This is a genomic window from Sphingobium salicis subsp. salicis, assembly GCF_049472635.1.
In the GTDB taxonomy this organism is placed as follows: domain Bacteria; phylum Pseudomonadota; class Alphaproteobacteria; order Sphingomonadales; family Sphingomonadaceae; genus Sphingobium; species Sphingobium yanoikuyae_A.
Genome location: NZ_JAYRCS010000001.1, coordinates 2,284,845 through 2,299,738, shown reverse-complemented (window position 1 = coordinate 2,299,738; position 14,894 = coordinate 2,284,845). Strand labels below are relative to the sequence as shown.

Annotated in this window: 9 protein-coding genes and 1 other RNA gene; 7 read left to right on the top strand and 3 right to left on the bottom strand. The window is 63.3% G+C overall.

The genetic code is table 11. The features are described 5' to 3' along the window. The first annotated feature begins 8 nt into the window (after window positions 1-8). Complete coding sequence (locus tag VHN57_RS11180) at window positions 9-350, top strand: gamma-glutamylcyclotransferase family protein (RefSeq protein WP_423283855.1); 342 nt, start codon at window positions 9-11, stop codon at window positions 348-350. A gap of 236 nt (window positions 351-586) precedes the next feature. Here the strand turns inward: VHN57_RS11180 and VHN57_RS11175 are convergent, their stop codons facing one another. Continuing rightward, a complete protein-coding gene (locus VHN57_RS11175; RefSeq protein WP_278988539.1) occupies window positions 587-1,351 on the bottom strand; it encodes an NRDE family protein in 765 nt (254 codons plus the stop codon). Window positions 1,352-1,375: 24 nt separating this feature from the next. On the opposite strand from VHN57_RS11175, the gene ssrA reads away from it, so the two are divergent. From ssrA to VHN57_RS11155, 4 genes are all read left to right on the top strand, one after another. Continuing rightward, window positions 1,376-1,730: a transfer-messenger RNA gene (gene ssrA, locus VHN57_RS11170) on the top strand. 297 nt (window positions 1,731-2,027) lie between these two features. Further along, window positions 2,028-2,408 carry a hypothetical protein gene (locus tag VHN57_RS11165; RefSeq protein WP_004207460.1) on the top strand — a complete coding sequence of 127 codons (381 nt, stop codon included), beginning with the start codon at window positions 2,028-2,030 and terminating at the stop codon, window positions 2,406-2,408. 253 nt (window positions 2,409-2,661) lie between these two features. Further along, window positions 2,662-4,314, top strand: coding sequence for a hypothetical protein (locus tag VHN57_RS11160; protein ID WP_423283852.1), 1,653 nt, complete (start codon window positions 2,662-2,664; stop codon window positions 4,312-4,314). A 91-nt stretch (window positions 4,315-4,405) separates the two neighbouring features. Further along, complete coding sequence (locus tag VHN57_RS11155) at window positions 4,406-7,105, top strand: TonB-dependent receptor domain-containing protein (RefSeq protein WP_125985818.1); 2,700 nt, start codon at window positions 4,406-4,408, stop codon at window positions 7,103-7,105. A 73-nt stretch (window positions 7,106-7,178) separates the two neighbouring features. Here VHN57_RS11155 and VHN57_RS11150 read toward each other — a convergent pair whose 3' ends face one another. Next, the gene (locus VHN57_RS11150) at window positions 7,179-7,688 is read right to left on the bottom strand and encodes a hypothetical protein (protein ID WP_423283850.1); all 510 of its coding nucleotides are present in this window, start codon (window positions 7,686-7,688) and stop codon (window positions 7,179-7,181) included. A 229-nt stretch (window positions 7,689-7,917) separates the two neighbouring features. On the opposite strand from VHN57_RS11150, the gene VHN57_RS11145 reads away from it, so the two are divergent. After that, window positions 7,918-9,462 carry an arylsulfatase gene (locus VHN57_RS11145; protein ID WP_278986798.1) on the top strand — a complete coding sequence of 515 codons (1,545 nt, stop codon included), beginning with the start codon at window positions 7,918-7,920 and terminating at the stop codon, window positions 9,460-9,462. 99 nt (window positions 9,463-9,561) lie between these two features. Here VHN57_RS11145 and VHN57_RS11140 read toward each other — a convergent pair whose 3' ends face one another. Further along, complete coding sequence (locus tag VHN57_RS11140) at window positions 9,562-12,327, bottom strand: bifunctional aconitate hydratase 2/2-methylisocitrate dehydratase (RefSeq protein WP_278986797.1); 2,766 nt, start codon at window positions 12,325-12,327, stop codon at window positions 9,562-9,564. 440 nt (window positions 12,328-12,767) lie between these two features. Here VHN57_RS11140 and VHN57_RS11135 point away from each other — a divergent pair, with 440 nt between their 5' ends. Beyond that, on the top strand, window positions 12,768-14,894 hold the full coding sequence (locus tag VHN57_RS11135) for a TonB-dependent receptor domain-containing protein (protein WP_423283848.1): 2,127 nt from the start codon (window positions 12,768-12,770) through the stop codon (window positions 14,892-14,894).

Here is a 14,894-nt window from a genome sequence, read left to right as displayed (position 1 = left end):
GCGTGGTGATGACCGAGATATTGCTCTTTTCCTATGGCACGCTGCGGCTGGCGGAGGTGCAGATGGCGCTGTTCGGCCGGCTGGTGCAGGGCGAGCCGGATGCGATGCCGGGCTATCGCCAGCGCATGATCGAGATCAGCGACCCCGACGTCATCGCCAAGAGCGGCACGCGCTGGCACCCGATGGTCGAGCCGAGCGATGATCCCGAGGATGTGGTGGAGGGGACGCTGTTCCACCTGACGGAAGCAGATGTCGCCAGCGCCGACGCCTATGAGGTCGATTATGTCCGGCGAGAGGTTGTGCTGCGGTCGGGGCGGCGGGCCTTTGTCTATGGGGACAAGGGGGCTTAGACTGACAGCGCCAAGGCCCATATATGGAATGGCGGGGATGGGTGGGAACAAGACATTCCTCCCCGTCACGGGGAGGGGGACCGCTCGCGTAGCGAGTGGTGGAGGGGCACAGGCCGGATAGCGCAGCGCTAAGAGGCACCTGCCCCTCCGTCAGCGCTTCGCGCTGCCACCTCCCCGTGCCGGGGAGGAATGTCCGCTTCTGGTCGCTTCTAGACCGGCAGAACATATCCTCGCTGCTAGGCCGCCGGCCAATGGAACACGATGCGGCTGTCGCCCGTGACCTGGCCTTGCGCGTCGAATCGGCGTTCCAGCGCCAGGCCGGTGCCGTCCGGGGCGATGGCGAGGATGCTGCTGCAGCGTGTGCCATAGACGGGGTTGCGGATGAAGATGGGGGAGAGGGGGGGCTCCAGCGGGGCGTCGGATGGCGCGGCCGGGGCGATGCCGGTGGCGGGCAGGGTCTCGCGGCGCAGGGCGTCGAACAGGCTTTCTGGATCGGTGGCGCCGGCGACCAGCCATTGCAGCATCGCCTCCTTGAGCGCGAGCGTCTTGGGCCAGGGCTGGTCGAGCGGGCCGTTGGAGAGGCCATAGAGGCCGGGCGCGAGCAGGCTGCGCTGGGGTTCGGGGCGATTGGTGAGGAAGACGAGCCGGTCGCGGTCGGCGAGCAGCAGGTTGAACGGGTTGAAATCGTCGAGCGCCGCCGCATGGGGATCGGCATAGGTGCCGCTGCCGGTCAGCAGGTCGGTCACCAGTGCGCCGCGTGAGGCGCGGTCGGGCAGGGGATCGCCGAAGCCGCGCAAATTGGTGATGACGGCGGCCCGGCCATCCTCGTCCGCGCCGAGCCAGGTGCCGCCCGATTGCAGGTCGCGCCCGGCGATCAGCCCCGGCCGATCGTCCCAGCGCGCCATCGCGGCGGCGGGGCGGGCATGATATTCATCGCGATTGCCGATCAGGACAAGCTGCCAGCGCGGGTGCGCCCGCCAGGCCAGTGCCACGATACACATAATGCCGCCTCCATCCTTCAACACCGGCTTGATAAATCGCGCGGCCGCCGCCATATAGGGGGTGCCGGGCTCGCCCGGCTATGGTGATAAATCGTGTCGTATAATAGACGCAGCGGACCCGGGGGCAGTACCCGGCGGTTCCACCACATGTCCCGGAAGACCTTTGGTCTGGCGGGGTGTCTGATGGGGCCGAACTAGGATCGACGTGTGTTCAAAGGCGATGCTTTTACCCGGCCCGTGTAAGCCGTTAAACTGTGCAAAACTCACAAGTGCCAACGATAACGAAGCACTCGCCATTGCAGCGTAATTGAGGGCCTCACGGCCTGACATTACTCTAAAATAGCGCGGTTGAACCCACCGGGCAACAGAAGGGAATTCAGCGGCCCCCGGAGGCGCCGGGCAACAGAAGCCTCCGGACCCAATCCATCAGACGATGTTTTTCAGGCCACGCCGCTTGCGGCGCATGGCCTTTTGCGCGTCCATGATGCGATTCGAATCGAGTGAAATTTGCATATCGCATTCGATTTCACTTTTATGACACTGATGTGAAAAACGCATAAGCTGATGAAATTACGCCGATATAAAATGGAATCGACGCCCATGCCTGATCTTGTGTCGATGTCATCAAGATGAAATAATTCCGGCTATGTTAGAAAGTTTTTTTCGGAGAAAATCGATGTTCAAGGCGGCGGCAGTTGCGGGCTTTCTTCTGGCTTCGGCAGTGCCGGCCATGGCATCGGCGGCGGATGACGTGATCGTCAGCGTCGTGCCGGATGCGGGTCTGGCCGCGTCGGCGCTGCTCGCCCATGATTTCGACAAGGCCGCCCGCAAGCTGCAGGCGGTCTGGCCCGACACCATCAACGATCCGGCGCGCCTGATCAACCTGGGCAATGCCTATGCGGGGATGGGCCGCACCAGTGATGCGCGCGAAGCCTATGCTGCGGTTGCGCGCGTGCCCGACATGACGCTGGTGCTGGCCGACGGCAGCGAGGAATCCTCGCGCTCGATCGCGCAGCGCGCTTCGGCCCGCCTGAATACGAGCTATGCGATGCGCTGAACGCCCTGTTTCAGTGGCTCGCGCAGGGGCGTCGTCCGGTGGACGGCGCCCCTTTCTGTTGGCTGTGGCGGTTGGGACACTGTCTCTGAACTGTAATTTTACCGACCCCGATATGTCATAAAAGGAAAATGAGGCTGTCATTTACCGCGCCTACCTGCCGCTTCCGAGGGCGACAGGGGGCGTTGTCCGATTCGCTTTTCCCCCTTGCGCTCCGCATCGCAACAAACCCGGCAGAAGCCGGAGCGGAGACGACATGGCCAAGATCAACCGTATCCATAATATCCTGATGGCGGGCTGCGCCTGCGCGGCGCTGGCTGCCTGCGGCGCGGACGATATCGCTTCGCCCGGCACCGGCGGCGACGTCATCATCAACCCGACCCCGACCCCCACGCCGACCCCGACCCCCACGCCGACCCCGACCGGCGTTACCCCGGCTGCGGGCTGCCCGACGATCGCCGATCCCAAGGGCCTGACCGACGAGGGCACCATCTCCAGCTCGAACGGTGATGCCTGGCGCGTCTGCACGCTGCCCTCGATCATCGCCAAGAGCATCACCCTGCCCAAGATCGCCGGCCTGGTCTATCAGATGAAGGGCCGCGTCGACGTCGGCTGCGACAGCGGCTTCGCTGCGCCCACCACCTCGGCGCCGGTCACCAGCTCGACCGTGGGCTGCACCGCCGCCAATGGCTTCAGCCTGACCAGCGGCCAGCTGACCGCCGACACCAACGTCACCCTGACCATCGAGCCGGGCGTCATCGTCTATGGCGGCACCGGCACCAGCTGGCTGGCCGTCAACCGCGGCAACAAGATCAACGCCGTTGGCACCGCGACCTCGCCGATCATCTTCACCAGCCGCGACAATATCAACGGCAACTCGACCGAAACGTCGATGGGCCAGTGGGGCGGCGTCGTGCTGATGGGCCGTGCGCGCACCACCGACTGCAACAGCGGTTCGGTCGGCGCCGACACCTGCGAGCGTCAGACCGAAGGTTCGGCCGATCCGGCGACCTTTGGCGGTCGTGACGACGCCTATAATGCGGGCACCATGAAATATGTCCAGATCCGCTATTCGGGCTATGTTCTGGGCGCTAACACCGAACTGCAGGCGCTGACCGGCGAAAGCATCGGCAGCGGCACCACGCTGGACTATATCCAGAGCTTCAACAGCTCGGACGACGGCGCGGAATTCTTCGGCGGCACCGTGCGCATGAAGCATTATATCGCGACCGGCGCGGACGATGACAGCCTCGACGCCGACACCGGCATCCAGGGTCGCTTCCAATATGTGCTGATCGTGCAGCGTCCGGGTCAGGGCGACGCGCTGATGGAAATCGACAGCAACGGTCTGGAAAGCGATACCCCGCGCCAGAACACCATCGTCGCCAACTTCACCGCGATCCAGTCGCAGGTCAGCAGCAACAACGAAGCCAATGACCAGGCATCGATCCTGAACCGCGGCAACAGCGACCTGTCGCTGGTGAACGGCATCGTCGTGTCGCCGAACAACGAGTGCGTCCGCCTGCATGGCACCGGCACGACCTCGACCCGCGCCACGCTGACCGCCCGTTCGGTGCTGATGCAGTGCAACGCGACCAAGTATATCGGTTCGGGTAGCGGCGCGACCGCCTACACCGCCGCCGATGTCGCCGCGATCTTCAGCGGCAACAACAACAATGATGCCTACACGGCCTCGCTGAGCGCGGTGTTCATCAACGGTGCGGCCGAAACCGCCGCCACCGCGATCGACGCCAAGACGCTGGACAGCTTCTTCGACACGACGACCTATGTCGGCGCGGTCAAGGACGCCAACGACACCTGGTTCGCCGGCTGGACCTGCAACTCGGCCTACGCGCCGTTTGACAGCACCAGCACCGCGCGCCGCGCCTGCACCTCGATCCCGCTCTAAGACGGGACGGACCTGATGCGGGGCGGGACGCGGCCATGATCGGCCGCATCCCGCCCCGAAACGTGCAATGACCTTATCTAGGGGATATTCGATGGCGACGCCGCTCAAGTTCGCGGGCCTGCTGCTGCTTTCCACTGCGCTGGTCGCGCCGGCCGCGCTGGCCCAGGAAGTGCCCGCGCCCGCCGATGCCACCACGTCCGACCCGCAGGCGGCCGATCCTGCTGCCGCTGCCGGTCGTTCGACCGCCGAGGATCCGGAGGCGGCGCCCGACATTTCGGTCCCCGGTTCCGACATCATCGTCACCGGCCGCCGCAGTGCCAACGTCCAGAAGAATATTCCGGCGGTGGTTTCGGTCCTGTCTTCGGCCGATATTGCCCGGACGGGCGACGGCAACATTGCCGGCGCGCTGGGCCGCGTCACCGGCCTGTCGGTGGTCGGCAACGGCTATGTCTATGTTCGCGGCCTGGGCGATCGCTATTCGCTCGCGCTGCTGAACGGGTCGCCGCTGCCCAGCCCCGAGCCGCTCAAGCGCGTCGTGCCGCTGGACCTGTTCCCGACCAACATCGTCTCGTCCTCGATGGTGCAGAAGAGCTATTCGGCCAATTATCCCGGCGAGTTCGGCGGCGGCGTCATCAACCTGACGACCAATGCGGTGCCGGCGGAAAGCTTCCTGACGATCAGTGGCGGCATCGGTGCCAACACCGAAACCACCTATCAGATGGGCTATAGCTATTATGGCAGCAAGAGCGACTGGACCGGCTTCGACAATGGCAGCCGCGACATTCCGCCGGCGCTCGCCGCCTTCTTCGCCAGCGGCGAACGGATCAGCTCGGGCAATGTCGATACCACCGCGATCGCGGCGGAAATGGTGCGCTTCAGCAAGGGCACCGTCCAGCGCATCAAGGATATCGACCCCAATTATTCGGCGACCATCTCGGGCGGCACCTCGTTCGACCTGGGCGGTTCGACCCTGGGCCTGATCGCCACTGCGGGCTACAGCAACAAGTGGACCACGCGCGACCAACGCCAGCAAAATTCGATCACGCCCGACCTGTCGGCGCTCAATTCGGATTTCCAGCGCGTCACCACCGACAATCGCATCGTCGTGAACGGCCTGCTGGGCCTGGGCCTGGAGTTTGGCGACAACAAGATCCGCTGGACCAACCTCTATATCCGCGACACGCTCAAGCACACCCGCATGGGCCTGGGCAACACGCAGACCCAGCCGACGTCGGACATCATGGAGCAGGATACCGCCTGGTATGAGCGCCAGCTGATCGACACGCAGGTGGTGGGCGAGTTCAAGCTGAGCCCGGCGTTCAGCCTGGACGTGCGCGGCGGCTTCGCCAATTCGCAGCGCGAGGCCCCCTATGAATTGTCGTTCGAATATATCCGCACCAATGCGGCGGCCGACCCCTATGGCAATCTGTTCGTCAACCGTCTGAACGGCAATACCGGCCAGACCGCGACGGTCAGCTTCTCCGACCTCAACGAGGATCTGTGGTCGGGCGGCGCAGACCTGACCTGGAAGCCGTCGGCCGACATGGCGCTGACCGCCGGCTATGCCTATGTCGACACCAACCGCACCAGCTCGCGCCGCGACTTCCAGTTCCGCGCGTCGAGCGACATGCCCGAGGGCGTGGGCGTGCTGCGCCCTGACCTGCTGCTGGCACCGGGCATCGTCAACTATTATGACATCAGCCTGATCGAGACCAACGAAGGCAATCCCGCCTTCCGCGCGACGCTCAAGAACCATGCTGGCTATGGCAAGCTGAACTGGCAGATACTGGACGATCTGTCGCTCGATGCAGGCGTTCGCTACGAAACCGCCAAGCTGACCGTGTCGCCGCTGCAGGTGTTCAGCACGCCGGGCGCCAGCACGGCCTCGACCCAGCTCGACAATGACTATTGGCTGCCCAGCGGCACGCTGACCTGGCAAATGCGCGACGACATGCAGGTGCGCCTGAACGCGTCGAAGACCATTGCCCGGCCGCAGTTCCGCGAGCTGATCTATCAATTCTATTTCGACCCGGACACCAACCGTCGCTATCAGGGCAACCCCTATCTGCAGGACAGCAAGCTGTTCAACGCGGAAGCGCGCTATGAATGGTATTTCGCGCGGGATCAGCGCTTCTCGCTGTCGGGCTTCTTCAAGAAGATCGACAACCCGATCGAAACCTTCATCACGCTCAACGGCGACAATTTCGTCACCAGCTTCGCCAACGCGCCCAAGGCCGACCTCTATGGCGGCGAAGTCGAGTTGCAGAAATATTTCGACCTGTCGTCCATGTCGGACAGCGCGTTCTTCTCGACCCGCCGTCTGGTGACGATCGCCAACTATACCTACACCAAGTCGAAGCTGAAGGTGAAGGACGGCGATACCACCGCCGTGTTCGGCGCGTCGTCGACGCTGGCGACCGACTATTTCCGGAACGGTTCGCCGCTGACGGGCCAGTCGGACCATCTGGTCAACTTCCAGTTCGGCCTGGAAGACCAGGACAAGCTGTCGCAGCAGACGCTGATCCTGTCCTATGCCAGCAAGCGCGTGACCAGCCGTGGCCTGGCCAACCAGGACCAGCCGGACGTCTATGAACATCCCGGAATCAACCTGGACTTCGTGGCGCGCCAGGGCGTCTATGTCGCGGGGCGCCAGTTTGACGCCAAGTTCGAGGTGCGCAACATCCTGGGCAACGATTATGAGGAAAGCCAGTCGAACGGCACCAACAAGGTCATCTACAATGCCTATAATTATGGCACGACCTTCAACTTCTCGCTGTCGACGACCTTCTGACGTCAGGCACAGCCGAAACGGAAAGGGCGCCCGATCGGGCGCCCTTTTGCGTTGGGGGATCGGCGGCGTGGGCTCATTTTTCGATCAGCAGCTTCACGATCCGGCGCTTGCCGAAGCGCAGCGGGTCGGCGAACCAGGTTATCTCCACTTTCTGCCCCTCGCGCAGATAGGGTGGACCGCCGGCAAAGCCGCAGAAGGTCGCCACCGGACAGCGGCTGCCCTCGTGCCAGGAAAAACTCTCCCCGCCGATGTCGAAGCCATGGGCTATATTGGTCTGATGTTTCTGGAAGGAGAGGGGAGCGGTATTCCGGCTGCGCGTGCGGATGTCCCATAATTTGCTTATCCGCCCCTTGGTCACGCTCATCTGGTCCATGTCCATGGCGCCGACCCTCAACTGGTCGAACAGCGGCAGGCCGCCGAACCACAGACCGGCCAGCAGGATCGCGGCCGGCATATGGCGCGGCATCCGTCGCCCGGACCGCTTCCACCAGCGGGCGCCCAGGAACAATAGGGCAAAGAAGATCAGATAGAGGATCGCCGCCCAGTCGAACGGCGCCATGCTCCTGTCATAGGCTGTAATCACCTCATCCTCCCCCTGTGCATTGTTCCCGTCATGCCATGACGGTTGCGAAAGGAAAGAGGCTGGCGGTGCGTGCGACCGGGCAGGGGGGCATGGCCGCGCATTCGGAGCGGGCAGGCTCCTGTCCGTGCATCATCGCGGACGCTTCACAGGGTTTTCCCCGATAGCCGGCTGGTCAGGCAGGATGCAGACAAAGGCGACCCAATTCCTGTTCATGCGAAGGGAAAGCACCATGGCCGACAAGAAACCCAATATCCTCGTCATCTGGGGCGACGATATCGGGATATCGAACCTCAGTTGCTACACCGACGGGGTGATGGGCTATCGCACGCCCAATATCGACCGGATCGCGAGGGAGGGGATGAAGTTCACCGACAGCTATGGCGAGCAGAGCTGCACCGCCGGCCGTTCCTCCTTCATCACCGGACAGAGCGTGCTGCGCACCGGCCTGTCCAAGGTCGGCATTCCCGGCGCGCCGGTGGGCATGAGCGACAAGATCATCACCATCGCCGCGCTGCTGAAGGAGCAGGGCTATGCCACCGGCCAGTTCGGCAAGAACCATCTCGGCGACCTGAACCACATGCTGCCGACCAACCATGGCTTCGACGAATTTTTCGGCAATCTCTATCACCTGAACGCCGAAGAAGAGCCGGAGATGGAAAATTATCCGCTCAACGAACCGGACATGCCGCATTTCAAGGAACGCTTCGGCCCGCGCGGGGTGATCCATTCCTTCGCGACCGATGTCGACGATGCCACCGAAATGCCGCGCTGGGGCAAGGTCGGCAAGCAGAAGATCGAGGATACCGGCCCGCTGACGGCCAAGCGCATGGAAACCTGCGACGATGAATTCGTCGAACGGGCGTCGAAATTCATCAAGCAGGCGGAGGCCGATGGAAAGCCGTGGTTCGTATGGGTGAACACCACCCATATGCACATGTTCACGCATCCCAAGCCGGGCAGCAAGGGCCAGGCCGGCCGCTGGCAGTCCGACTATCACGACACCATGATCGACCATGACAAGAATGTCGGCCAGCTGCTCGACCTGCTGGACGAACTGGGCATCGCCGAGGACACGCTGGTCCAATATTCGACCGACAATGGCCCGCATCGCAACAGCTGGCCCGATTGCGGCACGACGCCGTTCCGCAGCGAAAAGAACACCAATTGGGAAGGCGCCTTCCGCATTCCGATGATGGTGCGCTGGCCGGGCCAGGTGCCGGCCGGATCGGTCTCCAACGGCATCGTCCAGCATCATGACTGGCTGCCGACCTTCCTGGAAATGGCGGGCGAGCCCGATATCGTCGAGAAGGTGAAGAAGGGCTACAAGGCGATTGGCCGGACCTACAAGAACCATATCGACGGCGTCAGCCTGGTCGGCCACATCACCGGCAAGGAGGAGAAGAGCCCGCGCAATGCCTTCTTCTACATCAGCGACGATGGCGACATCCTGGCCATGCGCTACGACAATTGGAAATGCGTGTTCCTGGAACAGCGCTGCGCCGGCACGATGAAGGTCTGGGGCGAGCCGTTCACCCGGCTGCGCATTCCCAAGCTCTTCAACCTGCGGATCGATCCCTATGAGTTCGCCGACATCACATCCAACACCTATTATGACTGGGTGTTGAAGAACACCTTCCTGCTCTATGGCGCACAGGCGGGCGCGGCCCAATTTGCCGACACCTTCAAGGAATTCCCGCCGATCCAGAAGCCCAACACCTTCACCATTGACGACGCCATCAACGCGATGGGCGATGCGGCGGGTGGCGCGAGCTGAACCATGAAAAAAAGCGGCGCGGGATATTGTCCCGCGCCGCTTCTGATCATCGCTGTCCTGATGCCGCCGCCCGATCCTGCGATCGGGCGGCGGTCTTGATCAGGCCGCCTTGGGCGGGGCGAACTTGGTGAGGTCGATGCCGACCACGGCCTTCTTATATTCGTCCATGTTGGGCGTGCGGCCCAGGATGGTCGAGAGCACCACCAACGGGGTCGAGGCGAGGAGGGATTCGCCCTTCTTCTCGGCCGTGTCTTCCACCACGCGGCCCTGGAACAGGCGGGTCGAGGTGGCGAGGACGGTGTCGCCCTTCGCGGCCTTTTCCTGGTTGCCCATGCACAGGTTGCAGCCCGGACGCTCCAGATAGAGAGTGTTCTCATATTCGGTGCGGGCGGCGTTCTTGGGGTGGCTGTCGTCGAACTCGAAGCCGGCGTACTTCTTCAGCACATCCCAGTCGCCTTCGGCCTTCAGCTCGTCGACGATATTGTAGGTCGGCGGAGCGACGACCAGCGGCGCCTTGAACTCGACCTTGCCTTCGGCGGCTTCGATGTTCTTGAGCATCTGGGCCAGGATCTTCATGTCGCCCTTGTGCACCATGCACGATCCGATGAAGCCCAGATCCACCTTCTTGGTGCCGCCATAATAGGAAACCGGGCGGATGGTGTCGTGGGTGTAGCGCTTCGACACGTCGGCATTGTTGACGTCCGGGTCGGCGATCATCGGCTCGTCGATCTGGTCGAGGTCGACGACGACTTCGGCATAATATTTGGCGTTGGCGTCGGGCGACAGAGCGGGCTTTTCACCCGAGCGGATCTCGGCGATGCGCTTGTCGGCAAGCGCGATCAGGCCCTTGAGCGTGCCGGCGGCATTTTCCATGCCCTTGTCGATCATGATCTGGATGCGCGACTTGGCGATTTCCAGCGACTCGATCAGCGTTTCGTCCTGCGAGATGCAGATCGACGCCTTCGCCTTCATTTCGGCGGTCCAGTCGGTGAAGGTGAAGGCCTGGTCGGCCAGCAGCGTGCCGATATGGACTTCGATGATGCGACCCTGGAAGACATTCTCGCCAGCGAACTGGTGGAGCATCTGCGCCTGGGTGGCGTGGACGACGTCGCGGAAGTCCATATAGGGCGCCATCTGGCCCTTGAAGGTGACCTTGACCGACTGCGGGATCGGCATGGTGGCCTCACCGGTGGCCAGCGCCAGCGCAACCGTGCCCGAGTCCGCGCCGAAGGCCACGCCCTTCGACATGCGGGTGTGGCTGTCGCCGCCGATGATGATCGCCCAGTCGTCCACGGTGATGTCGTTCAGCACCTTGTGGATGACGTCGGTCATCGCGTGATAGACGCCCTTGGGGTCGCGCGCGGTGATGAGGCCGAAATTGTTCATGAAGCTCATGAGCTTGGGAATGTTGGCCTGGGCCTTCTTGTCCCACACCGACGCGGTGTGGCAGCCCGACTGATAGGCGCCATCGACCAGCGGCGAGATGACGGTGGCGGCCATCGCCTCCAGTTCCTGCGCGGTCATCAGGCCGGTGGTGTCCTGCGAGCCGACGATGTTGACCTTCACGCGCACGTCCGAACCGGCATGCAGCACCTTGCCCGGCGTCACGCCCACGGCGTTACGGTTGAAGATCTTCTCCACGGCGGTCAGGCCCTGGTCGTCGACCGTGATTTCCTTGTTCGGCGCGAACACCTTGGGCGCTTCGATGCCCAGCGTCTCGGCAGCGAAGGTCTGGAGCTTCTTGCCGAAGACGATGGCGTAGCTGCTGCCCGCCTTCATGAATTCCATCTTCTGGGGGGTGAACGCGGCGGCGACGTCGACCAGTTCCTTGCCGGCCTCGTCGGTCAGCTTCTTGTTCTTGACGTCGATCTTCAGCACCGTGCCGGTCGCGACCGAGAAGGCCTCCTCCAGCACCGGATTGCCGTCATTATTGATGATCGCCTTGCCCTCGCCATCGGTCTTCTTGACCCAGTTCTTGAGGTTGAGGCCGATGCCGCCGGTCACGTCCACGGTGGTCGCGAAGATCGGCGAGATGCCGTTGGTGCCGGCGACGACGGGCGCATAGTTGACGAAGGGGACATAGGGGCTCTGCTGCTTGCCGGCCCACAGCGCCACATTGTTGACGCCCGACATGCGCGAGGAGCCGACGCCCATCGTGCCCTTTTCGGCGATCAGCATGACGCGTGCGTCGGGATGCTGGGCCTTCAGGGCGACGATTTCCTGCTGCGCCTCGGGCGAGATCATGCACAGGCCGTGCAGTTCGCGGTCCGAACGCGAGTGCGCCTGGTTGCCCGGCGAGAGAAGGTCGGTCGAGATATCGCCTTCGCCGGCGATGAAGGTCACGACCTTGATGTCGTCCTCGACCTCGGGAAGCTTGGTGAAGAATTCGGCCTTGGCATAGCTTTCCAGCACATCCTTGGCGACGGCATTGCCAGCGGCGAAGGCGTCGCGCAGGCGGAACATGTCGGCGTCATAGAGGAAGACCTGGGTTTTCAGGACTTCGCCCGCCTGGACGGCGAGCGCCGCGTCATCGCCGAGCGCGATGTCGAGCAGCACGGCGATCGAGGGGCCGCCCTTCATATGGCTGAGCAGTTCCAGCGCGAAGGCGGGGGTGATTTCCGCGACGGTGACGTCGCCCAGCACGATCTTCTTGAGGAAGTCGGCCTTCACGCCGGCGGCGCTGGTGGTGCCGGGCAGGGTGTTGTAGATGAAGAATTTGAGCGCTTCGGCGCGATGTTCGCTGCCGGCATCCTGGATCAGGGTGATGAGTTCGGCGACGAGGGCGCCGTCGTCGATCGGCTTGGGTGCGAGCCCCTGGACTTTCCTGCTGTCGATTTCGGCCAGATAATCCAGGTAGATGCTCATTATAAATCCAATGCCATAAAGTGTATGAATCCGGGCGTGGCACCACCGGACGGCTTTATGGACCGACCTGGGGCGGTGACGGGTCGCGCGTAGGCCAAGATCGCCCGGCTTGCAAGCTGCCCGATAGGCCCGGATGCACCGATCCGGATCGCCCCGGCGCTCGCTGCGCGGGGAGCGAAGGCGATCCGTAGCGGCGGACGAGTGTCGAAGCGGATATTGGGCGCCACCATGATGCCTGCAACCCTTCTTATGTTGCCCAGACGGCTCCAACATGTCCCGTAAAGAAGAGGCCTGCGCTCCGCCGGTGTCGCGATTGTGAGAAATTGTTGCGCAGGCGGCTGGGCATATCATCATTGATTGACCGCTACCTTCTTCCTCCACATCAGCCCGTGAAATTCTAATGCGACTAAGTCGCACTATTATTTCAATGGGGGTCTGAAATGCCATTTCCTGCAATCTTGTCGACGCGTACCCATCTGCTGGGGGGCGCTGCCCTGATCGGTGCGCTCGCGCTGCCCGTCGCCGCCCAGGCGCAGGCGCCCGATGCCGATGCCGATGCGCAGTCGAGCGCGATCGTCGTCACCGCGGCCGGCTATGAACAGAATATCATCGAGGCGCCGGCCAGCATCACCGTGCTGGGCCGCGAGGAATTGCAGGAAAAGCGGTTTGGCAGCCTGGCTGAAGCACTGCAGGATGTGCAGGGCGTCGATGTCGGCGGCGAAGCGGGCAAGACCGGCGGCCTCAACATCTCGATCCGCGGCATGCCCAGCGACTATACGCTGGTGCTGATCGACGGCCGGCGCCAGAATGCGCCCGGCGGCGTCACGCCCAACGGCTTTGGCGAAACCTCCACCAGCTTCCTGCCGCCCTTCTCCGCGATCGACCGGATCGAGGTGGTGCGTGGCCCGATGTCCACCCTCTACGGATCGGACGCGATGGGCGGTGTCGTCAACATCATCACCCGCAAGGTCGGCGATCGCTGGGTCGGCACCGCCAGCGCCGAAAGCACGATCCAGGGCGATGATCGCTTCGGCAATATCCAGTCGGTCAACGGCTTTGCCCAAGGGCCGATCATCAAGGGGCTGGCCGGCCTGACGCTGCGCGGCAGCGTGTTCCACCGCGCCGGCTCCGATATCGAGATCCCCGGCGATCCGGCGTTGACCTTGGGCCGCAACCCGGTGGAGTCCGACATCTATAATTATGGCGGCCGGCTGACGCTGACGCCCCATGCCGATCATGACCTGTGGTTCGAATATGATCGCAACGAACAAAGCTATGACAATAGCCGGGGCCAGCTCGGCACGCTGGGATCGGGCGGCTATGCCCCCGAACAGCGGTTCAACCGCAGCAATTATGTGATCGCGCATAGCTGGCGCATGGGTTTCGGCCAGCTCGACACCACCCTGACCCGCAACGAGACCGAGACGATCGGCCGCCTGATCCCCAATGGCACGCCGGGCGCGGTGCCGGGCAGCCCGCGCACGCTGGAGGCGCGCAACGACATCATCGATTCCCGCTTTGCCGGCAAGGCGGGCGCGCTGGCCTTCACCGTCGGCGGCCAATATTGGAAGGCGCGCATGGTCGAGGGCGTGGCCCCCGAGCCGTTCAAGTTCACCCAATGGGCGGGCTTTGCCGAAGCGACGCTGACCGTCGTCGACGGCTTCAACATCACCGGCGGCGCGCGCTACGACAATCACTCGACCTTCGGCGACAAATGGTCGCCGCGCGCCTATGCGGTATGGAACATCAACGATGTGCTGACCCTGAAGGGCGGCGTCAGCCGCGGTTTCAAGACGCCGCGCGTCGAACAGATTGCCGAAGGCATCATCGGCTTTGGCGGGCAGGGGCGCATCCCGCTGCTTGGCACGCCGGGGCTGAAGCCGGAAACCAGCACCAGCTATGAAGCGGGCCTCTATTATGATGGCGACGGCTTCTTCAGCGGCAATGTCACCCTGTTCAACAATGACTTCACCGACAAGATCGCCAGCGGTCCGGGCATCCCCAATTGCCAGTTTTCAGGCAATCCCAATCGCCCCGGCTGTCTGGATGTCGGCCCGTTCCCGACCGTCGACCTGTTCAGCCAGTCGATCAACATCGACAAGGCCCGCACCCGCGGCGTCGAGGTGGCAACCCGTTTCGCCCTGAACTCCACCCTGTCGGTGACGGCCAACTATACCTATACCGAGACCGAGCAGCTCAGCGGATCGGAAGAGGGGCTGCCGCTGATCGGCATGCCCAAGCATATGCTGAACGGCAATCTGCGCTGGAAGCTGGGCGACAAGGCCAGCGTCTGGACCCGCGCCGAAATCCGTTCCAGCCGCTATCGCGGCGCCAATGCGCAGCAGACGTCCGTGGGCGACTTCCGCAGCTATGAAGTCTTCCACCTGGGCGGTTCCTACCAGATCGCGCCGGCCTTCCGCCTGTCGGCGACGCTCTATAACATTCTCGACACCGACTATGCGGTCTATGTGCCCTATCAGACCGGCACGACGACCGCCTGGACCCCTGCCTATTCGATCAACCAGGAAGGGCGCCGCCTCTGGCTCTCGGCTACGGTCGACTTCTGA